The sequence below is a fragment of the Streptomyces sp. NPDC048424 genome (assembly GCF_040651555.1).
GTDB lineage: Bacteria > Actinomycetota > Actinomycetes > Streptomycetales > Streptomycetaceae > Streptomyces.
In genome coordinates, this window is record NZ_JBEZKE010000005.1 from 118874 (window position 1) to 141125 (window position 22252).

Below are 22252 nucleotides of genomic sequence, written 5' to 3' on the forward strand. Positions count from 1 at the left end.
AAGAAGGGGTGGCGGTGAGCGTGGGCGACGTCCTGCGCCGGCGCGGGGCGGACGTCGTCCGTCGACGACGCCTCCACCGCGGGCGCACGGTGTGCGGGTCCGGCCGGAGAAAGCCCGTCGTGCGTTCGCTGGGGGAGAGCTGACGGGAGATGTGAATCGTTGTAGGCTCCGATGACCGCCCTTGACCTGCGGAAAGCAGGCAGGGAGCTGACATTCCGGGAGTTTCCACATGCTTCGCACCATGTTCAAGTCCGACATCTAGTGTTCGAGCGTTTCCGCAGGTCAGTGCCGTGCAGGCCGAGGTGAGGTCAGCAAACGGTCAGCATCAGCCCTGACTGAATGCGGCCGACGCCCGGCGTGCGGTGCGGCTCGCGGTTCGCCTCGGCTTCCGGTTCGGCAGCATCCCCTGCACCGGGCGGTCGGGACCGTCGTCGGTGCGCTGATCGTCGCCGCCGTGGCCGGAGCGGCGAAGACCCCGTCCGACTCGTGGAGGCGGAAGGCGACGCCAGAGACGGGCGAGGCCGCAGATACAGCGGATGTTGTACGTCCGCTTCGCCACGAGCCAGCGCGAAGGCCGGACCCAGCCTGCCTTCGGCGAGACGTACGAGGACCTGGCGGAGGTCCAAGCCAAGCATCGGAGCACGGTGGGCGAGACGGCGCGCTACCGCTCAGAGTCCGTGCAGGTCGAGAGTCGCCATCAGCTTCCGCTTGCGTTTCTGGTCGGCGCGCAGGGAGGTCAGGTAGGTGGCGAACTCGGCCTCGGTACCGAGAATGCGGTGGCAGGCACGGGCGCTGAGCAGCAGCTCCGCCATGCGTTGGTATGTGCGGTCACCGGTGCGCTTGCGCAGCGGCTCGATCCAGCGCAGGTAGACGGTCAGCGCGTCGGCCGGCTTCTTGTCGCGGATCCGGTCGGCCAGGGCTAGCCACTGCCTCTGATCGGCGTACCCTTCGGCGGCGGCTTGCCAGGCGGCTTCGAGGTCGGCGTCGTCCATGAGCGCGTCGACCAGCAGGGAGCCGTCGTACCAGCGGCCGTCTTTGGGCTGGGCGGCCGCCTTCAGTACCTCCAGGGCTCCCGCGCGCTCGGAGCCCTCCCAGGCGTCGGCCGCCCGAGCCGCTGTACGCAGATGTTGGTAGACGGCCAGCGAGGGGCGGGCTTGCAGCAGGTCCCGGCGGATCGGGACCACGTCGGCCAGACGGTCGGCCCGCGCGTACCGTTCGCAGACGAAGGTGACCAGCTCATCGTCCGGCCCCCAGTCGGACTCGGCCTCCCGCAGGCCGCGCTCGGCCCACTCCAGGGCCTCGGCCGCACGGCCCACCGCTTCCAACTCCTTGGCGATCACCAGGTGGGTGTGGCCGTTCGGGGCGAGGTCTGCCGCGTGGACGGGGACCAGCGCGTCCACGCTGCCCCCGTCCGGTTTCAGGAGGCGCTCCATGAGGAACTTCTCCGCCCACCCCTTGGGGTTGGCCCGCCAGGCGGCCACCACCAGTTCGCGTGCGCGGACCATTCCCGGCTCACCCAGTACCTCCGCGTAGTCGAAGAGGTCCATGTCTGTTGCGTCGTTACCGTCGTCCAGCAGGTGGCTCACCAGCTACTCGGCGGTCTCCACCGGGTCGGGCCCGGCAGTTCGGCAGGCCTCCAGCTGGGCCTCGGCCAGCCCGGTGGCGACATCCCCGAGCAGCCCGTCCGAGTCGTCGATCTGCCCGTACGTACGGCCCAAGGCCACGAGCGCCTCGCGGGCCACCTCCACAGCGTCCGCCGACCGGCCGCTCGCGGTCAGGGCCCGCAGGGCGGTGACCGCCTCCGCAGCCTGCTGCCCGTAGGCGCGGGCATCGGCGTACTCGACGTAGCCGTAGCGGGCGAAGGGACGGGTGTCGAGGAGGCTCAGGATGCGCTCGCGGGCGATGCCGGTGTCCTCTCCGGCGGCGGCCGCGCGCAATTCAAGGCGGCCGCTCAGGTCGCGGTCGTCGGCGAGCTGTTCCCGTACCAGGGTGAGCAGTTCCTCGCGAGTGCGGGACTCCAGTTAGGCGTCCAGCAGTCGGGTGCGCGAGGCGGCGGCCGACCGCTGCCGTGGCACGGATTCGGCCTGCTGTAGTACGGTCAGGCCCACCGCCACGCAGTGCTTGCAGAAGTGGCCCTCCCGTCCGTACGGGCAGTCGCACCAGCCGGTGAGCCCACCGTCCTCGCGCTCGGCCAGCTCGACCTCGTAGGCATCGGTGCCGTCCACGGTCGCGGTGATCGCTTCGTCCCAGATCTCCAGCCGGGACACCGCAGACAGGTAGCCGACCCCCCGCTCGAAGGAGCGCGCCCCCGCCAGCCGGCGCAGGTCTTTCTCGGCGAAACCCAGAGCATGTGTCACGCCATCCATTCAACCGGACGGGCACGCCTGTCCGCTGGGCTCTGAGGATGACGCCGACCCAGGCCAAGCGCGGCCGGATGTGGTGCCGTCGGCCAGGGCAGCCGCATCGGCAACATGCCCGAGGCTGCGGGCCTGCGCCAGTCGGGAACTATCGAACATGCTCACGCCAAAGCGATGCTGCCGTAACGATCTTCCCGGGGAGCACGGAAGACCGGGCCGTGAGCCGCTTTCCCGTGGACGTTACCGCCCTGGACGCCGATTTCTACGCCTTCTCGGGGCACAAGATCTCCGCCCCCACCGGTATCGGGGTGCTCTTCGGCAAGCGTGAAGTGCTGGAATCCATGCTCCCATGGCAGGGCGGAGGCAACATGATCGACGCGGTGAGCTTCGAGGAAACACGTACGCCCGCATCCCGCACCGGCTCGAAGCGGGCACCGGTCACATCGCCGAGTCGCCGGCCTACAGGTGGCCCTGCACTACCCCGCCGGCCTGGACCGGGAGACCGCCACCGCATACGAGGAGCAGCTCACCGCGTACGCGACGGGCGCACTGGCAGCCGTCCCCGGCCTGCGCCTGATCGGCAATGCGCCGGGAAAGATCGGGGTGCTGACCTTCCTGCTCAAGGGGACCGACCCGGCCGCGCCGGCCGCGGCGCTCGACGACATCCAGGCCCAATCAACTTCCGCCACTGGGTAGTCGAACCGGAACCCTACGATCTACGGACACCATCCGGACCGGACGGGCCAGGTGGGCGGGGCCCCCGGACGCCGGCCGCGCAGGATCGACGTGCGGTCGCTGGCCCGTGCGCTGCTTCAAGACCAGGGGTAGTCGGAAGTCCCCTGCGCCGACTCCGACCCCGATGAAGCGGGCTGCGTATCTTCCGCGGCATTGTGGTGATCTTCCGCCGTCGGCCCTGGGCCCGTAGCTCCAACGGCGGGGGGCGTGCGCAGTGGCAGCTGAGGCTGAGGCGGCGTCCGGAGCGGAAATTGCGGGCGCGGTCGTAGCGCTCCCTTTCCTCGTCGTGCCCAGTCTCGTCGTCATCCTCTTCCACGTCGCTGACGTCATTCGTGGGCGGGTAGTCGCCAGCGGAGACGGCGATGGCGGGGTCACGCTCAGCCGCGATATCCTCCTCGCCTTCCGGATCCCTGTCGAGCCAGATGGTGAGATCGTCCACCTCGCTCACCGCTGCACCGAGCGGCAGGACGGGGCTGTCCGTGGGCAGAGGCCACCAGCAGTTCGCACAGAGCCGTTCCAGAGAGCCCCGTGGCAGGCCTCGCTCAGCACGGCGGACGTTCACGCCCGCAGTGGCCCTGTCAGTGCCAAGAGCAGGCACCGTGTCGTTCAGGGGTTGGGGAGGCGTACGGCGAGCAGGACGGTGTCGTCTTCGGCCTGCGGGGTCGCGATGGTGTCGTGGAGGGTGCGCAGCATTGTGTCCAGCGGGGTGGTGGGGGGAGTCTCCGCGAGGTGGTGGGCGAGTCGTTCGATGTTCTGTTCGATGTCTTCGTGTCGTGTTTCGATGAGGCCGTCGGTGTAGAGGAGGAGGGTGCTGCCCGGCGGCAGTCGCAGGCTGTGGCTGGTGCGGGGGCCGGCCGGCAGGGCGGGGTGCAGGAGTACGTCGTGCGCGGTGAGGCGCTGCACGGTTGCGTTGGGTGTGGCCAGGAGCGGGGGAGGGTGTCCGGCGGTGGTCCAGTTCAGGTGCCAGTGGCCGTGCTGGGCGGGGCGCAGGTGGGCGTGGACGAGGGTGCCGCCGGCGGGGATGTCCAGGGCGCGGCAGGCGTGTTCGAGGGCGCTGAGGATCAGGGCGGGGTCCTTGCCCGGGTGGTCGCGGTCGGCTTGGCGCAGCATGCTGCGGACCTGGCCCATGAGGGCGGCGGCCTTCATGTCGTGTCCGGTGATGTCGCCGACGGTGACGGCCAGACTTCCCGTGGAGTCGTCGCCCGGCGCCGGGGGCAGGGGGTAGGCGTCGTACCAGTCGCCGCCGACCATGTCGTGCCGCGCGGCGGGCCGGTACAGAGCGGCCAGTTCCAGGCCGGGCACGGCGGGCAGGTCGGTGAGCATGGCCTGCTGGAGTTCGTGCGCCGCGGTGACGCGTTCGTCGAGGTGGACGGCGCGCTCGACGGCCTGGGCGGCATAGCCGGCGATCGTGGTCAGGACGGCCCGCTCCGCCACATTGATGCGGTAGGGGCTGCTCCAGCCGAAGACGAGCGCGCCGAGAGTACCGTGCGCTCCGCGCAGGGGAAGGCAGACGGCGGCCCGCAGGCCCAAGGCGTCGAATCCGGCGGCGGCCTCGGGACCGTAGGCGCCGAGTCCGACGCGGTCGCCGATGATGATCAGGCGGTTGTCCCGTACGGCGGCGGCGGTGGGTGCGAGGGCGTCGAGGGGGTAGGGCGAGGGGAGGTCCTCGAGGGGGATGTCTCCGTCAAGGGGGTCGGTGACACGGTGCAGCATGCCCTGCTGGAGGAGGACCAGGCCGATGTAGGACGGTTTGAGGTCGCCGCTGACCAGGTCGCCGACCCGTCGGCGGACCTCGTCCAGGCCGCTGGTGTCGGCCAGGTCTTCCGACGCGCGCAACAGCAGCTGGGAGCGGTCCAGGAGCGCCTGCACGCGTGTGGCTTCGCCTTCGGCCTCGTCGGCGGCTTCCTGCGCGTCCGCGCGTTCCTGCCGAGCGGCGCTGGTACGCAGACGGGCGCGGATCTGGGCGCTGCAGGCACCGGCGAGATCGGTGAGATCGCGCGCTTCGCCCTCGCTCCAGGGGCGGGCCGCCACGTCCATGACGGCGAGGACGCCCACGAGTTCACCGGCGCCGCCCACCAGGGGGACACCGGCGAAGGCGAAGACGAGCCCTTCGTCCCCGGCCACCGGCAGGAACAAGGGTTGCCCCAACTCGGCGACGCGCCGGCAGCATTCCAGTACGGAGGGCGCGATCGGCAGCTCGGCCGGCCAGGACTCGGAAGCCGTACCCGTCGCCTGACCGGAGGGGTTCAGCCACACCATCCCCTGGGGTGCCGACAGCAGCCTCGCTGCGAGCCGGGCGAACCGGTTCAACCTGTTCCCTCTCCACAGCCCGGATGCACCGGACCGCAATCTCGTGGGTCATCGACGCAAGCTGATCAATATTAGACCTGCCGACGTCGACGCGGAAAACCCCGCCTGCCCCCGGGCACGGACCTTGCCGTTCGTGCCGGATCGGTCCATGGCGAAAGCAGTCCCGGCCGACATACGTTCGTGCCACCCGGCACCCATGTGACGGTCCGGGTGGGGCGCGGTTCGGGTGCACCACGACGGGCAGGTGCGCGGGGACGGGGATACCGGTCGTCGGCGACGGCGACGGCGAGGCCGGGACCGGACCGACAGCCGCCGCCTGGCACTGCCCCGAGCACCTCGACCCCGCGACCAGCGGCGCCGTCCTGCCCGTCCTCCACCTCAACGGCTACAAGATTTCCTCACCCACCCTCTTCGCAGCCATGTCCGACGCTGAGCTGACCGCCTTGTTCACCGGCTACGGCTGGGACCCGCGGATCGTCGACGTCACCAAGACCACGACGGCCCCCACCTCGCCGAGGCCGTCGCGGAGGACGTCGAGCGAGCGCTCTGCGTGTCCACCGGCACGACAGATGTGCACGCCGCCCTCATTGCCGCCCGCCATCACCTGCCCGGCACGGGTTGCCTCGATGACTCCGTGCTTGTCGCTGGCTGATCGCATCAGCCGTCAGTGGGCACCACCGGCCCTGACGCAGGCAGAGGCGAGGCTCGAGGCGGGATGCGTGTGGTTGGTGGGACGCTCCAGACCGACGGCGGACAGTTCGGCATGCACCGGCCGCGGCCGGCGCCCATGGCGACAGCTGCCTGTGGAGGCCACCCGATCGGATGCGAAGAGTGCCGATCCGGCTGGTACGGAAGAGGCTGGGCCCATGGCCGCCAAGCTGCTCATCTACCCGCCGGACCAGCAGGGCTGGCGCCGTGTCCGCTATGACGGCGTCGCCATCGGAGTGGCACACCGCCCATCAGATGTTCGGGCCTTCCTCGCCGCTGCCGGGATGGAGAACGCCGAGGACGTCTACCTCACCGACCCCGACTTCGTAAAGTGGAGGGGGCCGGCCCCGAGGCGTGGGAACCGTTTCCCTACGGCCGGGCGGTGTGCTCGCTCGGCGACGGGTGAAAACTGACCGCTGAACGGCGGTCAACGGTGACCCACCTCGCGATCGTCTGATCATCCTGATCTTCATTGAGGGGCAGCGCCGCACCCCGGTCACGCCGGGGATGTTGAGGAGCAGGAAACCGTCCTGGCCGAAGTCCTCGAATTCGGGGGTGGCTGACCCCGTCACGAGGCCGGGTCCAGCACCCAGGGGGTGCTGGACCCGGCCTCGTCGTACGGAAATGCGATCAGGCGGGGCGGCCGCCGAAGGGAGCGCCGGTGCCGTAGTACGTGCCCAGCTCCTCCCGGTACCCGGCGTCGCCGAGGTGCTTGTCCCGGTGGAACTCGGGGGCGTTCTTGATCTGTTCCTTGGTGCGGTCGACGAAGACCTTCTGGTCCTCCGTGTCGATCCTGACGACGGTGCTGGCCGGCAGCAGGACCTCCTTGCCGAAGATCCATACGCCGGTGTCCACGACCAGATAGGCGTCATCCACCTCGTCGGAGTGCTTGTCGACCTTGCCGATGCTGCCGTCGGTCGCCTCGACCTTGTATCCGGTCAGATCGGTACCGGCCTGGCGGCCTGCGGTCGGCTGGTAGCTCCACACATGCTCAGTCACGCGAAAAACAACTCCTCCGGTCAACGGGAGACGGCGGAATAGCGGACTCTCCACCGGTCCTCCCTGTTCCGTACGTCGTGTTCGGCGGTTGTGCTGTGTTCCGCCTGGACTTCGCCTTCCCCGCCATTACGGCTTCACGCACCCGGATCGAAAGAGAGGACGGGGACATGGCGGTGGCCGGGCACCCTCAGGAAGGGGTGCCCGGCCACCGCCAGGCACTGTCAGTACTGCGCTTCGTCTTACGGTTACCAGCGATACCAGCGGCCGCTACCTCCCTTGGGTCGGGCGACGAAGCCGATCAGCCACAGGATCAGGACGGCGATGGCCACCCACCAAAGAATCTTCACCGCGAAACCCGCGCCGAAGAGGAGAAGGACCAGAAGAAGAACGAGAAGCAGGGGAACCATATTTATCAACCTCCGAAGCACCGTGTGCCCGACCGCACTCCGGCCATGTATTCGATTCCTGCTTGTTTCTCATCCTGATGGCTGGGCAGGAGATGCTGCTTGCATTCTGCGGCGGTGTGACGGTGCCGTGTGGATTCGATGCGTCCGGGGAGACGCTGTTACGCCGCTTGGCCCCACCCCCGACCGGTGGGGCGTCCTGCGGGCAGAACATCCTCCATGAACAGCAATCACGAGATGGATCCGGCACACCAGGTTCCCGACGGTATCGACGAGAAGACGGTGCGGGCCCTGGGCGCCCTGTCGAAGGCGCTGGAAACCACGGAGCGGGCTCGCGGTCACCTCTACGGCTTCCACCAGCTGACCGGGACCGCGGACTTCGAGCTCGGCGACGCCGCCCGGCTCTTGCGCGAGGCGGGGCACGGGGAGCTGGCTGACCGGGTGGAGCGTGAAATCGTGGGCCGCAATGTCATCCCGGGCCACTGGACGTTCCAGATCGCCGAGGCCTACAACTCCACCTACTACCAGCCCTTCGCCGCAGTGGAACGTGACATCGTCGACGAGGTCGCCGGTGGGCGGGACCATCTCCTGGAGGCCCGTCTCAAAACCATTCGCCGGACTCACCGCCATCCTGACCACACCGCAACGCGCGCCTCCTGAACGAAGGCCCCCCGCGGCGTGCGCGGGTGCCCCCGGAAGTCAGCTGACGGCCGGGGCTCCTCGGAGGGATGGCGCGGGAGCGCAGAAGGTCCCTCATGCTGCGGCGTGCGCTCCGACGGCCTGTCGGTACGCCACGTGCCCGCCCAGCGCGCCGCTGACGGCTACGGCAGCCATCCCGCTCAGGGCCCACAGTCGGCCCCGCGCCGAGCGGCCGCGGAGCCGCTCGGCCAGTGAGGCGATGTAGCAGGCCACCGCAGCGGCGTTGGAGGCCGCGTGGACCAGGCCGACCCGGGCTTGCTCGGGCGGCAGGTCCGCCCAGTCCACCCAGCCGGCGACCGCGGACGGAGCGACACCGGCCAGTCCGACGGCGGTCAGGGTGGCCGCCGCGTGGTGTGTCCGGGGCGCGAAGTCGAGTACCGAGGCCGACAGCCAGCATCCGATGGGCACCTGCACGAGCACGGGGTGCACGGGGTGGCCCAGCAGTCTGCCGCGCAGCAGATCGCGCATGCCGCCCAGGGGGAGTGAGCGGATTCCCCGCTGTAGCGCCCTGATGCCCGGATCGGCCGCCGTTGTCCGTTCGAGCCGGTCCAGGGTCTTCAGCCAGCATGCCGAGGCCGTGTCGAGAGCCGTGGTCGGCCCGTCCGTGGGCGAGGTGTGGGGGGTGCGTGAGTTCATACACGAGGCCTACCCGCTGCCCTGTAGCCGTCCCGCCCTGGCCCCGACTGCACTCGAACGACAGGCCCGCCAAATGGGGCCGAGGAGGCCTCTCTGGACGCCGACCGGTTCCGCGGAAGTGTCGGGGGTTTCGTCCACCGCGTACTGGCTGGCACGGGTCGTGCCGGCCCACCCCTGCGCGGCACGCGCGGTATGAGTGGCGAGCGGCATGGTCGCGGGCGGCCGGGCTGACCACCGGCCGTGCCGGCCCTCTTGCCCGATCCGGCCGGCACCGCGCTGACTGGGCCGGCGCGCTCTCCGCCGGACACGCAGAACGGGATGTCTGCAGTGCGGACTTTCAGGCACTTGTGGCGCCGGTGATGCCTCTGCCCTTGGGAGCGCCGCCCGTTGGAGCAGAAGTTCAGTCGATCTGTCCCTGAATGATGACCTGAATTTCGTTGGTCTCCTCGTTACGCACCCGGTATACGGCATGCGGGCCCTCGTCGCGGACTTCCTCTATCCGCCCCTTTTGCGGCTTCGGTCGCCCGTCGTGATAAGTGATGTGATTTTTCTCTTTCGGTATGTTTCCTCCGGCGGAGTCATTGGGCAGCGGAATAAGCGGGGATTCGGGGCCCAAAATTCCTTGTGGTCGATCGAGACGTCGGATCAGTCGGGCTGGCCCCCCCCGGTTCACGAGTGGGGGTACTCCTGGTCCTTCTGGTCGCGAGCATGCTCGTCCGGGGTCTGCCAGGAGTCCTCGCGGCGCTGTGCGACAGGGTTCTGTGCGACCGGAGGTGCCTCGCGGCGGCGGCGTTTGCTCCCGTACCAAAATGCACCGATCAGGAGGACGACGAGGACCACTCCGGCGAACATGAGGAAGAGTGAGGCCTGGCCTTCGGCCGCGAGTGTTTCGATTGCAGTCATGCGCGGCCCCTACCCGCGATTCACGGACATACCGGGCGCCGAACGGGTTTATATCGAAGGCGTGCCTCCCCTGCGTCCCCGAGCGGACGGCGTAGACGCGTCGCCCGTTCTGGCCAATCCCTTGTTTCGGACGAGCGATCCTAGGGCGAGCCGGGTACACGGGCCTGGGGCGGCCGGCCGCGCCGCCCGGTGCTGCGAAGTCTGGAGGCGTTGGTGGACGGGATCGTGCTGCTCAAGGAAGACCACAAGACGGTCGAGAAGCTGTTCAAGCAGTTCGAGAAGGCCGGTGACGATGCCCACGCGGAGAAGCGGAAGATTGCCGACCAGGTGATCGACGAGCTGACCACGCATACCTGGATCGAGGAGAAGATCTTCTACCCGGCCGCGCGCGAGGCCGCCCCCGACACCAAGGACCACGTCCTGGAGAGCATCGAGGAGCACCACGTCGTGCTGTGGATGCTGTCCGAGCTGAAGGATCTCGACGCGGCCGACGAGCGGTTCGACGCCAAGATGAGCGTGCTGATGGAGAACGTCCGCCATCACGTCGAGGAAGAGGAGAAGGAGTGGTTTCCCGACGTCCGCAAGGCCATGGGCCGTAACCGCCTCACGGAACTCGGCGAACAGATGGAGAAGGCGAAGAAGAAGGCTCCGGGCGAGCCCCTTGCCGTCCCGAGCGCCAAGCACTGACTGCGTTCTGCCTCTTTCTGATAGGGGCTGCCTTGAGGCGCCTGGCCGCCAAGGTGGCCGTGGTGGGCCAGTAGTTGGGAGCTGGGCGGGCCGGGGCGGGGGAGGCCGAGAGGGTGCAGACGAGCGCGACAGCCCGGAGCGGAGTGTGAGTGTTGAGGTCCATGATGTCCGGCCACCCCGCACCCCGCTTCGATGTCCCGGGAGGCCCCCTTCATCCGTTCTGGTTGGTTCAGCTCACCACCGCGGTGTGCGAGCTCAACGCCTGAGCGCCCGTTCCAGCTGCTGCTTGGTCATGTGGGAGCGGCCTTCGATGTTTTGCGCCTTCGCTTCCTGGCGCAGTTCCTGCAGGGTGTGCCGGGAGGATCCGCCCGCGCTGCGCCTGCTGCCGTCGGGGTGGAGGACGACCTTGGTCCATCCGTCGTCGCGGTTGTCGAAGTGCTCGTACGCCGATGAGGCCTCGTCCAGGCTGAGCTCGTGGGAGACGAGGAAGCTCGGTTCGGCCCTGCCGCCGGCGATCAGGTCGCGCAGGGCCCGGTTGTAGCGCTTGACCGGCGCCTGGCCGGTGCCGATCCGCTGGCCCTTGAACCAGAGCATGCCGAAGTCCAGCGGTACCTTCCCCTGGGCTTCCGGCTCGCCCTGGGCCTCGGCGCCGCCCGGGTCCTCGGGCAGGAACACACCGACCACGCCGATGCCGCCGGTGAACCGGACCGAGTCGATGAGCCCGTTCATCGTCAAGGTCGCGTCTTCTTGCCCCTGCGGGTCGTGGGCCTGGTATCCGACGCATTCGCAGCCGTTGTCCGCGCCCAGGCCGAGGGTGGCTTCCTTGACCACATGAGCCGGATCCTGCTCGGCGGTGTTGATGGGGATGGCGCCGATCTCCTCGGCGAGGCGGAGCCGATCGGGCTGGTGGTCGGCGACCCAGACGCGGCCGGCGCCCTTGAGGATCGCGGAGTAGGCGGCCATGAGGCCGACAGGGCCTGCGCCGTAGACGATCGTCTGGTCGCCGGGCTTGACGCCCGCCATTTCGGTGGCGTGGTAGCCGGTGGGGAAGATGTCGGCCAGCATCACGTAGTCGAGCTGCCGCTCGGCGGCGTCCTCACCCAAGCGCAGGGCGTTGAAGTCGCCGTACGGGACACGCAGGAGTTCCGCCTGGCCGCCCTGGTACGGGCCCATCTCGGCGAAGCCGTACGCGGCGCCTGCCATGTCCGGCTTGGGCTGCATGGTCAGGCAGTAGTTGGTCAGGCCCTGCTCGCACTGCTTGCAGAAGCCGCAGGCGATGTTGAAGGGCAGGACCACCCAGTCGCCGACCTCGACCTTGCTGACGGCCTTGCCGACCTCGACGACCTGGCCGAGGTTCTCGTGGCCGAGGGTCCGGCCCGTTTCGAAGGAGGTCCGGCCCTCGTACATGTGCAGGTCGGAGCCGCAGATATTGGTTGTGGTGATCTTCACCAGGATGTCGCAGGGGTGCTCGATCTTCGCGTCGGGGACGTCTTTGACCGTCACCGTTCGCGGTCCTTCGTACACTGCCGCTTTCATGGTTCATCCTTGCCGACGCCACACGTCACCGGGTTGTCCACGGCGGGGGGTGGCCTCTTGGGGGGTGTTGGCGCGGTCAGCCGTGTGGACGACTCGACCGTGGGACGACGCCCGGCTGCCGAAGGCTGACGTCTCTCCTGCCGCGTCTACCCCGCCCCGGCTCACCCACCACGCGGGGCCGTGCTGAATCAGGGGTCCTCACGTACTGGCGACGCTCTGCCGGCCCGACCGGAGATCGGCCAGGAGGCGACCGGCATCCGTGAGGAGCGTGCCCTGCAAGGCGTGCACGGCCGGGGAAGCTCCCGGGGCGGTCCGTTCCCGCTGCTGCACCCGCCCGAGTTCTGTGGCTGCTTCGTCGATCCGCGCGTCGAGCAGGTCCGGATCGGTCGGGGACACCTGGCCGATCTCCTCCATCGCGGTGGCCGCGGAGCGCAAAACAGCGCTGAAGCGGGTCCGGAAGGCGGCTGGCAGCCCCCCGAGCTCCCCGCTGTCGAGGGCGTAGTCCAGGGTTCGGGTCATGGAACGCAGGTGGTCCATGCCGCGTTCGGCGACGGCGATCGCTTCCCGGGCGCGGGGGAGAGCCTCATCGGCGCCGCCGCCGATGGTCCGGCGGGGATTCATGCGGCCGTTTTCGATCTCGGTATCGATGGCGTGGCCGATGCGCTCGCATTCGGCGGACAGCCCGTGCCAGTCGCGTCGCCAGCGGCGCAGGTGGTCCCGGTCGGGATCGCTTGCTTCGAGCGTGTCGGCGAGGTCGTCGATGCGCTGGGCCAAGGTTCGGTAGAGGTCGGTTACGGCCTGCTGCCGATGGCGGGTGTGGCGGGCGGGAGCGAGCACGAGATGGACGGCGAGGCCGCAGAGCGCGCCGATGCCCACGGCCGCGACCAGGTGGCCGATGTAGCCGATCTGGCCCTGCCCGGAGGAGAACGCGAAGAAGCCGACGATGGCGACCTGGGTGCCGTGCTGCCCCAGGCGCCGGATTTTGCCCACGCAGAGGGCGGCCAGGGTGAGGAGGCCGAACGTCCACCCGTGGACGCCCGCCAACGCCGCCAGGGATGCGGCGAGCGTGGCTCCCGCCGCCATGGCCAGGACGTACTGGATGCAGTCGCGCACCGAGCGGTACACGGTGGCCTGCAGTGCCACCAGCGCGGTGAACGGCGCGAACGTCGAAACTGACGGCGGAAGCAGGTAGCGAGCCAACACCCACGCCGCCATCGCCGCGATCACGGTCTTGGCGCCGAGCAGGACCTCGTCCCGCTCGGCCCCGGCTCCTCGCGCCGCGCGACGCAGATACGAGGCTCGCTCCGTGACCGCCGTCCAGATCCTGCGCACCGTAACCACCCTTCTGGGCAAGATCGACCACCTCGATCCGCGCCTGCCCCGCCGATTGCGCTCGACGCTCGGAGCAACGTGACAACGCACCTTCAGGGCGCCGCGAAGCGAGGCTCGGGCTCTTTGCGGTCCTGTTCGATCTCGGCCCGCTCCTGTGCGATCTCCCGGGTGAGGGAGAAGTTCAGGAGGGTTCGGATCGCGGCGATGGCCGCCAGCTGCCCGATCTCCGTGAAGCCGGGGGCGACCGCCGTGCGCAGCACATCTCCCGCGAGCTGGAACTCCAGTCCCAGAACGAGGAAGCGCCCCAGGCTCAACCGGATCTTGTTGAACTCACCGATGAGCGATCGGCCGCGGAGCCCGGTCGAGGCGAACCGGGCGAACGCCCATACCGCACCGGCGAAGATGATCGATGCCCCGGCGGCCTCGATCGCATGGACGAGCCACCCGATCACCTCCTGGACTCCGGACTCGGACAGTAGTTCCTTTGACGGCGTCATTCGGCGCTTCTACCCCGCGCACAGCCGTTGCGCGGGACATCGGGACCCGGGTCACGGCTCTACCCGGCACCTTCTGGCCGGAGGACTCCACCGGGGAGAACGCGCAGGGCGACGGCATGGTCGAGGGGAGGCAGGGCAGGTGCGGGGCATCTGACGGTTCGATCCACAGGCGGCGACATGCGAAGCGTAGGCGTGGAAGAAGAGCTGCTGCTCGTGGACGCGCACAATGGCGCCCCGCTCGCTGTGTCGGGGGCCGTGCTGGCGGCCGCGGAGCGCTCGGCCTGGCAGCACCCCGGCACGAGCGGTCGACGGGACCACGAGTTCGAGAAGGAGCTGCAGAAGGAGCAGTTGGAGTTCGCCACGAGGCCCCTTACCGAGATGGGGGAGCTCCAAGAGGAGATCGTCCGCATCCGCCGCGAGGCAGCCCACCACGCGGCGAGTGCCGGCGCCGTGGTGGCGGCGGTCGCGACATCTCCGCTGCCCGTCAAGCCGTCGTTGAACGTGGGGCGCCGCTACCGGTGGATGGGCGAGCAGTTCGGACTGACGGCGCAGGAGCAGCTGACCTGCGGGTGCCACGTCCACGTGTCGGTCGCGTCGGACGATGAGGGCGTCGCCGTGCTGGACCGCATCAGGCCCTGGCTGGCCGTCCTGACGGCGATGAGCGCGAACTCGCCGTTCTGGCAGGGTGAGGACAGCGGGTACGGAAGCTACCGCAGCCGGGTATGGAACCGGTGGCCGTCCGCCGGCCCGGTGGAGATCTTCGGCTCCGCCGACCACTACCACGAGCAGGTCCGCGCGATGATCGACACCGGGGTGCTGCGCGACGACGGCATGATCTATTTCGACGCCCGCCTGTCGGCCACCTACCCCACGGTGGAGGTCCGGGTCGCCGACGTCTGCCTGGACGCCTCCACGCCGGTCCTGCTCGCCGCCCTCATCCGCGGTCTGGTCGAGACGGCGGCCCGCACTTGGCAGGAGGGGCGGCCTCCGGCCAGGATCGGTACGAGTCTCCTGCGACTGGCCTCCTGGCGGGCCGGCCGGTCAGGACTGGACGGGCCCCTGCTGCACCCTGAAACCATGCGGGAGACGTCTGCCGAAGACGCAGTCGATGCCTTGTACCAGCACGTGCGCGAAGTGTTGAAGGAGCAGGGCGATGACGAGCGGGTCCGGGAAGGCATCGCGCACCTGCACGAACGGGGGAACGGCGCCCGCACGCAGCGCCGGCTGCACGCCGACGGGCAGGATCTCGCATCCGTCGTCACTCGGTGCGCCGAGGTGACGATCAAGCCGTGAGACGCTGCGGCGGCTCGGGCAGGCCCCCCTGTGTCCGTGGCCGATGTGATGTGGGGGCCGAACCGGGCAGACGCGAGGCACACCGATGTGAATGTGACGAGCGATGAACGGAGTGCGCGATGACAAAGTCCAGGAAGCACGACCCGGCGCCCACCCCTCCCTCGCAGGCTCCCGGCGAGAGCGGCGACCCGGAGGCCCGTGAGGAAGCGGAGGAAGCGGTGGAAGCGGTGCTTCCCGCCACGCATGAAGGCGAGGCCGGCGACGCCTTGACTCCGAGCGGCGATGCGCAGCGTCGGGCCGCCGAGGACGCGAAGACTGCCGGCCGGGACACCTGACCGGCCTTGGCTGACCGAGGGCCCTGGTACGGGCGGGCCGGCTCGGGATGCGCGCACGGCCCGGGAGTCACCCGGCGCTGCGCGTCCCGGGCGGCTCCTGCGGGTCGACGCCGGTGGAAGCGGATGCGTCCTTGGTGCCGCTGGGGCGTTGCGAGCGGCCCTTGGGGCCCGTGTCGTGCATGCCGTCGTCGTCGCTGCCCGCCTTGCTCCGGTCCTCGCCACGCCCGCTCATGCTCTTTGTGGGCCTGCCGTGCGGGTTTCCGGCTTCCTCCTTGGAGACCTTGCGGCCGGGGCCCTTGCCGGGGGCGTACTTCTCCGGGTGGAAGGAGCGATGGGCGCTCGGATTGTCCTGCTGTCGGGTCTCGTCGACGTCGGGAGACCAACCGTGCTGCTCGGTTCCCTTGTACGGGCCCGGGCCTTCGCCGTGCCGGGGTTGGGATGGCTTTGGCTGCTTAGCCATGATGTGGCCTGCCTGCCTTTCGGATGGGGAAATTTCCTCCCTCCGCGCTGTGCGGAGCACCCCCGAGTCGATCGATGCGTTCCAGCCACGGGGCGTCGGCCACTTGTGCCTGCGTCCTGTGCTACCTCATCAAGCGTAGGCGCATCCGGCCGCCGGCGTATGTGGGCCCACGGGCCGGTGGCCCGCCCGATCACCGGCCAGACCGCCCCGGCGCCCGCCGGAGTGAGCGACCGGTGCCGGCCCTGGCCGATCACCTCAGGAGGAGTTCGAAGCCGCTTCGGGGGAGCGTGGGCATGCGGGACAGCGGAATCCCGAGGTCCTGGTCGGGGACTTCGTAGTCGAGCCGCGCCAGTTCCGTTGCGATGGCCGCGAGTGCGGTGACGGTGATGTCCTCTCCGGGGCAGCGGTGGCCGCGCGCTGCGTCCCCGCCGCCCTGGGGGACGAGAATCTCCAGCGGGTCCTGCGGCCCCTCGGGACTGGCGAAGCGGCGCGGATCGAATCGGTACGGATCCTCCCACAGGGCCGGATCGTGGTTCTGGCCGTACAGGTCGAGCAGCACCAGGGCGTCCTTGGGAACGTGCTCCCCGTGCCAGGTGAGGTCCTGCGCGGCGAGGCCCGCCACGAAGGGGGCGAAGGGGTAGAAGCGCCGTACCTCGTGGGCGAAAGCCTCGGCGTACGAGCCTTCGGTGTCGGCCCGCAAGAGGTCGCGGTGCTGGGGCCACCGGTGCAGTGCGTGGGCGGCGAAGGTGGCGAACCAGGCGATGGCGACCGTGGGGCGGATGATGTTCAGCAGCTCGACCGCGGCGGTACGGGGGCCCAGCAGGTTTCCGTCCAGGTCGCGGTGCCGGGCCACCGCCTCCAGTGCCGAATCCGTGGAATCCGCCTCCGGAGTCGCGCGCACATCGGTGATCAGGACGGCGAGGGAGTCCTCCTGGCGGCGCCGTGCCTGGCGGGCGTGCATGTGGCGCGGGCCGAGGGTGGCGAAACCGTCGACCATGGACGTGCAGTCGCGGGCCAGGTCGGCGGCCGCCGCATCGGAGAGTGGGACACCCGCCCAGTCGCCGACGGCACGTGCGAGGACCGCAGCGGCCTCGTCGAAGAGCACCACGCGGTCCTGCTGCCGATCGGCCGTTCCTTCGCGCCACCGCCGCGTGACGTGCTCGCCCAGCGCGGCGACTCCGGCGCCGTCCTTGAGGAGGGCGATGAACAACGCCTTGCGCACCCGGTGCACGTCTCCGTCGAGGGTGTGGACGGCGCCCTGACCGAAAAGAGTGTCCAGGACGGGGTCGGGCAGGGCCCCGGTGCGTACGACATGCTTCTCGTCGTAGAAGAAGGCGACCGCGTCGGGGCCGCGCAAGGCGATCGCGGGCCGACCCATCAGGCGGGTCCGGACGGTGCCGTCACGGCTGCGACGCATCCGGTTGGGCAGCCACGCGTAACCGTGCACCAGGAGTGCGAGCGTGCTGTCGTTCCACGGGGCGGCGTTGGCTTTCTTGGAGGAGGGCATGGAGCGCGCGTACCCGGCGTGGCCCGGGGCACACGCGTGCGCCAGTCCGGTGTCACTCGCGCGTGGTCGAACGGGGCCGTATGCGTCAAACGCGTTGGGCGCGGTGGAGGAGGGCGTGGAGGCCGTGGGCGCGCAGGGCGGCCCGGGCTGCGTTTGCTCCGGGTGCGCCGTGGACGCCGCCGCCGGGGTGGGCGGCCGCGGAGGCGAGGTAGAGGCCCTTGACGGGGGTTTCGGGGCGGCCGGTGCCAGGGGTGGGGCGGAAGATCGCCTGCTGGTGGAGGGCGGTGGTGCCGTTGTTGATGGCGCCGTTGTGGAGGTTCTCGTTCATGGTTTGCAGCGTGGTGGGGGCCAGGATCCGTCGGGCGCCGATGAGCCCGCGGAAACCGGGCGCGAAGCGTTCCACCTGCGCTTCGATCCGGTCGGCCATGGCTTCCTGTTCGCGGGCGTCCCAGCGGCCGGTGATGCGGTCCGGGCCGGCGTCGGAGGTGATGTGCTGCGGGAGGTGGGTGTAGGCCCACGCCGATTCCGTCCCGACAGGCGAACGGGTGGTGTCCGCGGTGGTCATCTGGCCGAACAGGGCGAACGGCTCGTCGGGGACCCTTCCCATGGCGATCTGTGCGGCGAACCGGGTCAGGCCGTCGATGCCGTCGGCGACGTGGACGGTCCCCGCCCCGGCGGCCCGCGGCGCCGTCCACGGCACCGGGCCGGTCAGGGCCCAGTCGACCTTGAACGTCGCGAAGTCCCACTGGAAGCGTTCCAGGTCCCGCAGGAGACGGGACGGGAGGTGCTCCTCGCCCACGAGGTCCCGGTACAGGGACGGCGCCGACGTGTCGGCCAGTACGGCCCGCCGCGCACCGACGGCTTCCCCGCCCGCGGTCCTCACCCCGACCGCCGTGCCGCCGCGTACGACGACGGACGTGACGCGCTCTCCGCAGCGCAGGACGCCCCCGCGGCGGCGGAGCCGGCTCACGAGCGCCGCGGTCAGGGCGCCGGCGCCGCCGACGGGGACCGGGAAGCCGTGGCTCTGGCCGAGCATCGACATCAGCCAGCCGAAGCCGCCGCTGCCCGCCGCCTCGGGGGCCAGGTCGGCGTGCAGGGCATTGCCGGCCAGCAGGAGCCGGCCCCCGTCCCCGGCGAACTCCTCCTCGCCCAGGCGGCGCACCGGCAGGGCCAGCTTCCGCGCCATCCGCAGGCCACCGGAGGTGCGGAGTTTCGCAGCCAGCCGGATTCCGGAGCGGACCGGGGGAAGGGCGTGAACAGGGCTTGCACGAGGTCCGGCCCCACCCGGGCCCACGTCCGGTACAAGTTCTCCCAGGCGGTGGCGTCGGCAGCGGCGAAGCCGGCCAGGCCGGCGCATGTGTCCTCCATTCGGCGCTCCAGCACCGCGCACCGGCCGTCCAGCAGCGGGTGGGCCAGTACGGACGGGGCGTGGCTCCACCGCAGGCCCTCCGCGGCCAGGTCGAGGCCCGCGAGGACCGGGGAGGCGGCGGCGAGCGGATAGAAGGCGCTGAAGACGTCCGAGACGTAGTCCGGGTGCACCCCGCGGTCACTGCGCACGGCTCCGCCGGGCTCCTCCTGCGCCTCCAGGACCTCCACGCTCCATCCCGCGTCGACCAGCAGGTTCGCAGCCACCAACCCGTTGGGGCCTGCGCCGATCACCACCGCGTCAGGCACGGAGCACCTCGCCGGGCTGCCGCTCCACGACTCTGGCCAGGCGGGCCAGCATGCCCCGGTGCCGGAGCTGGAGGGCCGTTTCGATCACGGAGTTGTGCAGGGAGCCACCCAAGCCGCGCAGGGGGTGCTCGTCGCAGACGACCAGGGTCTCCTCGCCCCACGGCCGGAGCTGGAGGAAGATCCGCGCCGTACCGAGGGCCTTGAACGACGCCTCCAACTCCAGCTCCTTGCCGGGTTCCCTGTGACGTACCGTCGTCACCCCTTCGGTCGACCAGGGGCCCAGCCGCACGGTGTAGCGGAGCCGGGATCCGATCTCCGGCCAGAGCTGATCGAGGGGTGTGGACTCAGACGGGCCCACCACCCACTCCCCGTACAGGGTCGGGTCGGCGAGTACGGCCCACACACTTCCAGGAGGGCGCCGGATGAGCTGATGACGGACGGCCACGGGAACTCCTCCTGCTACTTGAACGGATGGACGGGGCGCGTCGCGCGAGAAGGACCCGGCCGGGGGAGGGTGGAGCGGCCCGCCCCGAGGGCGCGCCCGGCGGTCAGTGGCCGAGGGCTTTCTTGAGCTGCTGCTTGGTCATCGTGGAGCGGCCCTCGACGCCGCGCTTCTTGGCCTCCTGATAGAGGTCGTCCTTGGTGCGTTCGGAGGAACCGCCGCCTCCACGGGAGTTCTCGCCGCCGCGTTGCGAGGCGGACTTGCCCTGGGTGGAACTGCGGCTCGCGGTCTTGCTCTCCCCGGAACGGGCGCGTTCCTTGTTCACCGTGCGGGAGGCCATCTCCTTCGCGCGGCCCTCCGACATCCCGCGCTTCTCGCCCGACTCCTTGATGTGTTCGTACTGACGCTCGCGCTTGGGGCTGGAACCTCGGGGCATGACGCAACCCTTCATCGACGGTGTGATGTCACGGTCATGGTGCGCGTCCCCCGGGCGCGCCGCATCTCACGCAATCCGGACCGGCAGCTCTCGTCGCGAGGTCGTGCCATGCCCTTCGTTGCGGCACAGGGGGCGACCGGGATCCGATCGTCCGATGGACGTGTGCGGGCGCGTTACTCCGTGGCTTCTGCCAGGCTCGCACTGTGCCCGCAGGGCAGTGGGCCGCGCTCCACGCGTTCCGGTCGCACCGCCGTTTCGGAGGGAGACCTTGTGCAGACGTTCCTTCCCTTTGCGTCGTTCGACGCCTCGGCGGCCGTGCTGGACGTACGGAGGCTCGGTAAGCAGCGCGTAGAAGCCGTGCAGGTACTGCGTGGCCTGGTCGTTCCGGGTTACGGATGGCGCAGGCACCCGGCGGTGCGGATGTGGGCGGGGTACGAGGAGGCCCTCGTCCGGTACGGTCTGGAGATCTGCGGGGTGTGGACCGCGGAGGGGCGCGCCGATACCTGTGCCGTCACCCTGGTCCAGGACTTCGGGGCGTGGCAGCCGGGCGGCGCCCCACGGACACAGGAGCAGTTGGCCGCCGCCGGGGATCTGCCGCCGTGGCTGGGCGCACCGGACTTCCACCGCAGCCATCAGTCCGCGCTGGTGCGCAAGGACCCGGCCTTCTACCGGGAGCACTTCCCGGGGGTGCCGGACGACCTGCCGTACGTATGGCCCCGGTCCGACCGGGAGACGGACGGGGTGCCCTGAGTGCCGGCCTCTGCGGGGAGTGAGCGGCCCCGCCCGTACGCACTCACGCCCTCGTACGGGTAGCTGGGGACGGCAGCAAGCGCCGCGGCCCGGGCGTCAGAGGCCCGCCGCCGCCTTCTCCTGCTGGCGGGCCCAGGCCCGGGCGGTGAAGCCGGCGTCGCTGAGGACGTCGGCGGCCGTGCAGGCCAGGGCTTCGGCGGCCGCCAGCATCACCACACGCCCCCGGTCCGAGGCCGCGGCCCGCGCGAAGGCGGGGGTGTGGTCCGAGGCTTCCTCGCCCAGGATCGCGACGAACGGATGGATGGCGGGGACGCGGCTGCTGACGTCGCCGATGTCGGACGATCCAAGGAACACCCCGCCCACGGGTTGGGTGAGTCGGATGCCCGAGCGTGCGAGGTGCAGGCCGAACCGGTTCGAGAGGACGTCGTTGTCCCGGAAGTGGGCGTAGCCCTTGCCCAGGCGGGTCACCTCCACCGTGGTGCCGGTCGCGGCCGCCACCCCTTCCGCCCAGGCGCCGATTTCGGCCGCCAGCGCATCGAGGGCGGCGCTCGTGGCCGCGCGCAGGCCGAACAGGCCTTCGGCGAAGGCCGGCACGATGTTGGTCGCACTGCCTCCGTCGGTGACGATCCCCTGGACGTGTGAGCCGGACGGCAACCGCCTGACCATCACGGCGGCCGTGTTGAACAGCTGGATGAGGGCGGCCAGGGCATCGATCCCCCGGGTGGGATCGCCCGTCGGATGCGCTGCCCGGCCGTGAAAGCCCACGCGCACCTGCGTCTGCGCGGTCAGCGGCGCCCATGACCAGTCGTGCACGCCGGGATGGAACATCAGCGCAGCGTCCACACCGTCGAACACGCCCGCTTCGGCCAGAGCGACCTTGCCCCCGCCCCGCTCTTCCGCCGGCGTCCCCACGGCGAGCACGGTGCCCTCGAACTCCTCCTCCAATACGCTGCGCAACGCCAGCGCGGCCCCCAGTCCGGCCGCCGCGATCAGGTTGTGTCCGCATGCGTGTCCCAGGCCAGGCAGCGCGTCGTACTCCAACAGCAGTGCCGTGCACCGCCCCCGCCCGCTTCCCGCGCGGGCCACGAACGCCGTGTCGAGGCCGGCCGTCCCCGGCTCGACGGCGAACCCCGCCCGCCGGAGTTCACCGGTCAGCAGCCGGGCCGCGCGGTGCTCCTCGTAGGCGAGCTCGGGATCCGCGTGCAGGGCGCGGCTGACAGCCCACAGATCGTCCGCCCGGCGGCCGCACTCCCGCCGCAGTCGCCGGTACAGCTCGTCGGATGGATGGCCCGCGTCGCCCATGTCGTCTCCTCGTAGCCTCGTCCCGCTTCTGTCCGGAGGCCGGCCGATTACGCGCGCTCGCGCCGGGCCCTCGGCCTGCGGGTGACTGCTCAGCAGGCGCATCCGGGAAGCAGGAGGACCGGTGGGAAGGGTTGTGGACGGGCGGAGGCGCTTCGTGGGCATGCGGAAAGACAGTCGGCCCCTGCGGGGCCGCACGGAGCGGGGGAGTGCGGGCGGACCCGGCGGGTAGACGTGCGGTATGTCCCCCATC

23 protein-coding genes and 3 pseudogenes are annotated in these 22252 nt (G+C 70.3%); 9 read left to right on the top strand and 17 right to left on the bottom strand.

Features of this window, described 5'->3' with window-relative positions; genetic code table 11:
- Window positions 1-668 precede the first annotated feature (668 nt).
- From AB0D29_RS09220 to AB0D29_RS09230, 3 genes are all read right to left on the bottom strand, one after another.
- Window positions 669-1547: a hypothetical protein gene (locus AB0D29_RS09220; RefSeq protein ID WP_362852910.1), complete on the bottom strand. Its 879-nt coding sequence runs from the start codon at window positions 1545-1547 to the stop codon at window positions 669-671.
- A 42-nt stretch (window positions 1548-1589) separates the two neighbouring features.
- Window positions 1590-1937: a hypothetical protein gene (locus AB0D29_RS09225; RefSeq protein ID WP_362852911.1), complete on the bottom strand. Its 348-nt coding sequence runs from the start codon at window positions 1935-1937 to the stop codon at window positions 1590-1592.
- Between the two features lie 84 nt (window positions 1938-2021).
- Entirely contained in the window at window positions 2022-2357 is a 336-nt protein-coding gene (locus AB0D29_RS09230) for an SWIM zinc finger family protein (protein ID WP_362852912.1), read from the bottom strand.
- 77 nt (window positions 2358-2434) lie between these two features.
- On the opposite strand from AB0D29_RS09230, the pseudogene AB0D29_RS09235 reads away from it, so the two are divergent.
- Both AB0D29_RS09235 and AB0D29_RS09240 read left to right on the top strand, forming a co-directional pair.
- A pseudogene (locus AB0D29_RS09235) lies at window positions 2435-2698 on the top strand (aminotransferase class V-fold PLP-dependent enzyme); the annotation flags it as partial.
- Window positions 2699-2822: 124 nt separating this feature from the next.
- Window positions 2823-3053, top strand: coding sequence for an aminotransferase class V-fold PLP-dependent enzyme (locus AB0D29_RS09240; protein ID WP_362852913.1), 231 nt, complete (start codon window positions 2823-2825; stop codon window positions 3051-3053).
- 645 nt (window positions 3054-3698) lie between these two features.
- Here AB0D29_RS09240 and AB0D29_RS09245 read toward each other — a convergent pair.
- Window positions 3699-5402, bottom strand: a complete 1704-nt coding sequence (locus AB0D29_RS09245) for a SpoIIE family protein phosphatase (protein ID WP_362852914.1) — start codon at window positions 5400-5402, stop codon at window positions 3699-3701.
- Between the two features lie 278 nt (window positions 5403-5680).
- Here AB0D29_RS09245 and AB0D29_RS09250 point away from each other — a divergent pair.
- Together AB0D29_RS09250 and AB0D29_RS09255 are read left to right on the top strand one after the other, a co-directional pair.
- A pseudogene (locus AB0D29_RS09250) lies at window positions 5681-5884 on the top strand (hypothetical protein); the annotation flags it as partial.
- Window positions 5863-6054, top strand: coding sequence for a DUF5133 domain-containing protein (locus tag AB0D29_RS09255; protein WP_362853121.1), 192 nt, complete (start codon window positions 5863-5865; stop codon window positions 6052-6054). The pseudogene AB0D29_RS09250 and the gene AB0D29_RS09255, both read left to right, overlap by 22 nt.
- 686 nt (window positions 6055-6740) lie before the next feature.
- Here the strand turns inward: AB0D29_RS09255 and AB0D29_RS09260 are convergent.
- Window positions 6741-7109: a PRC-barrel domain-containing protein gene (locus AB0D29_RS09260; RefSeq protein WP_362852915.1), complete on the bottom strand. Its 369-nt coding sequence runs from the start codon at window positions 7107-7109 to the stop codon at window positions 6741-6743.
- Between the two features lie 245 nt (window positions 7110-7354).
- On the bottom strand, window positions 7355-7516 hold the full coding sequence (locus AB0D29_RS09265) for a hypothetical protein (protein WP_037789996.1): 162 nt from the start codon (window positions 7514-7516) through the stop codon (window positions 7355-7357).
- Window positions 7517-7732: 216 nt separating this feature from the next.
- Between AB0D29_RS09265 and AB0D29_RS09270 the strand changes: the two genes are divergently transcribed.
- Window positions 7733-8173 carry a hypothetical protein gene (locus tag AB0D29_RS09270; protein WP_362852916.1) on the top strand — a complete coding sequence of 147 codons (441 nt, stop codon included), beginning with the start codon at window positions 7733-7735 and terminating at the stop codon, window positions 8171-8173.
- Between the two features lie 93 nt (window positions 8174-8266).
- On the opposite strand, the gene AB0D29_RS09275 is transcribed toward AB0D29_RS09270, so the two are convergent.
- Window positions 8267-8848 carry a DUF2231 domain-containing protein gene (locus AB0D29_RS09275; RefSeq protein ID WP_362852917.1) on the bottom strand — a complete coding sequence of 194 codons (582 nt, stop codon included), beginning with the start codon at window positions 8846-8848 and terminating at the stop codon, window positions 8267-8269.
- Window positions 8849-9517: 669 nt separating this feature from the next.
- Window positions 9518-9751, bottom strand: a complete 234-nt coding sequence (locus tag AB0D29_RS09280; RefSeq protein WP_362852918.1) for a DUF6479 family protein — start codon at window positions 9749-9751, stop codon at window positions 9518-9520.
- A 213-nt stretch (window positions 9752-9964) separates the two neighbouring features.
- On the opposite strand from AB0D29_RS09280, the gene AB0D29_RS09285 reads away from it, so the two are divergent.
- Window positions 9965-10438 carry a hemerythrin domain-containing protein gene (locus tag AB0D29_RS09285; protein WP_362852919.1) on the top strand — a complete coding sequence of 158 codons (474 nt, stop codon included), beginning with the start codon at window positions 9965-9967 and terminating at the stop codon, window positions 10436-10438.
- Between the two features lie 255 nt (window positions 10439-10693).
- Here the strand turns inward: AB0D29_RS09285 and AB0D29_RS09290 are convergent, their stop codons facing one another.
- The 3 genes from AB0D29_RS09290 to AB0D29_RS09300 all read right to left on the bottom strand — a co-directional run bounded on the left by AB0D29_RS09290 (window position 10694) and on the right by AB0D29_RS09300 (window position 13803).
- On the bottom strand, window positions 10694-11974 hold the full coding sequence (locus AB0D29_RS09290; RefSeq protein WP_362852920.1) for an alcohol dehydrogenase catalytic domain-containing protein: 1281 nt from the start codon (window positions 11972-11974) through the stop codon (window positions 10694-10696).
- Window positions 11975-12172: 198 nt separating this feature from the next.
- On the bottom strand, window positions 12173-13306 hold the full coding sequence (locus AB0D29_RS09295; protein ID WP_362852921.1) for an aromatic acid exporter family protein: 1134 nt from the start codon (window positions 13304-13306) through the stop codon (window positions 12173-12175).
- Between the two features lie 92 nt (window positions 13307-13398).
- On the bottom strand, window positions 13399-13803 hold the full coding sequence (locus AB0D29_RS09300) for a DUF1622 domain-containing protein (RefSeq protein WP_362852922.1): 405 nt from the start codon (window positions 13801-13803) through the stop codon (window positions 13399-13401).
- A gap of 177 nt (window positions 13804-13980) precedes the next feature.
- Between AB0D29_RS09300 and AB0D29_RS09305 the strand changes: the two genes are divergently transcribed.
- The gene (locus tag AB0D29_RS09305) at window positions 13981-15096 is read left to right on the top strand and encodes a glutamate--cysteine ligase (protein ID WP_362852923.1); all 1116 of its coding nucleotides are present in this window, start codon (window positions 13981-13983) and stop codon (window positions 15094-15096) included.
- 119 nt (window positions 15097-15215) lie between these two features.
- On the top strand, window positions 15216-15431 hold the full coding sequence (locus AB0D29_RS09310) for a hypothetical protein (RefSeq protein WP_362852924.1): 216 nt from the start codon (window positions 15216-15218) through the stop codon (window positions 15429-15431).
- Window positions 15432-15498: 67 nt separating this feature from the next.
- Here the strand turns inward: AB0D29_RS09310 and AB0D29_RS09315 are convergent, their stop codons facing one another.
- From AB0D29_RS09315 to AB0D29_RS09335, 5 genes and pseudogenes are all read right to left on the bottom strand, one after another.
- Entirely contained in the window at window positions 15499-15891 is a 393-nt protein-coding gene (locus tag AB0D29_RS09315; protein ID WP_362852925.1) for a hypothetical protein, read from the bottom strand.
- 250 nt (window positions 15892-16141) lie between these two features.
- Entirely contained in the window at window positions 16142-17398 is a 1257-nt protein-coding gene (locus AB0D29_RS09320) for a cytochrome P450 (RefSeq protein WP_362852926.1), read from the bottom strand.
- An 85-nt stretch (window positions 17399-17483) separates the two neighbouring features.
- Window positions 17484-19072: pseudogene (locus AB0D29_RS09325) on the bottom strand (NAD(P)/FAD-dependent oxidoreductase).
- Window positions 19065-19517, bottom strand: a complete 453-nt coding sequence (locus AB0D29_RS09330; protein ID WP_362852927.1) for an SRPBCC family protein — start codon at window positions 19515-19517, stop codon at window positions 19065-19067. The pseudogene AB0D29_RS09325 and the gene AB0D29_RS09330 overlap by 8 nt, the downstream one beginning before the upstream one ends.
- A gap of 103 nt (window positions 19518-19620) precedes the next feature.
- On the bottom strand, window positions 19621-19950 hold the full coding sequence (locus AB0D29_RS09335; protein WP_362852928.1) for a plasmid stabilization protein: 330 nt from the start codon (window positions 19948-19950) through the stop codon (window positions 19621-19623).
- Window positions 19951-20220: 270 nt separating this feature from the next.
- Between AB0D29_RS09335 and AB0D29_RS09340 the strand changes: the two genes are divergently transcribed.
- Window positions 20221-20700 (top strand): MSMEG_6728 family protein, encoded by a 480-nt coding sequence (locus AB0D29_RS09340; protein WP_362852929.1) that lies wholly within the window; start codon window positions 20221-20223, stop codon window positions 20698-20700.
- Between the two features lie 96 nt (window positions 20701-20796).
- Here the strand turns inward: AB0D29_RS09340 and AB0D29_RS09345 are convergent, their stop codons facing one another.
- Entirely contained in the window at window positions 20797-22002 is a 1206-nt protein-coding gene (locus AB0D29_RS09345) for an amidohydrolase (RefSeq protein WP_362852930.1), read from the bottom strand.
- Between the last annotated feature and the right edge of the window lie 250 nt (window positions 22003-22252).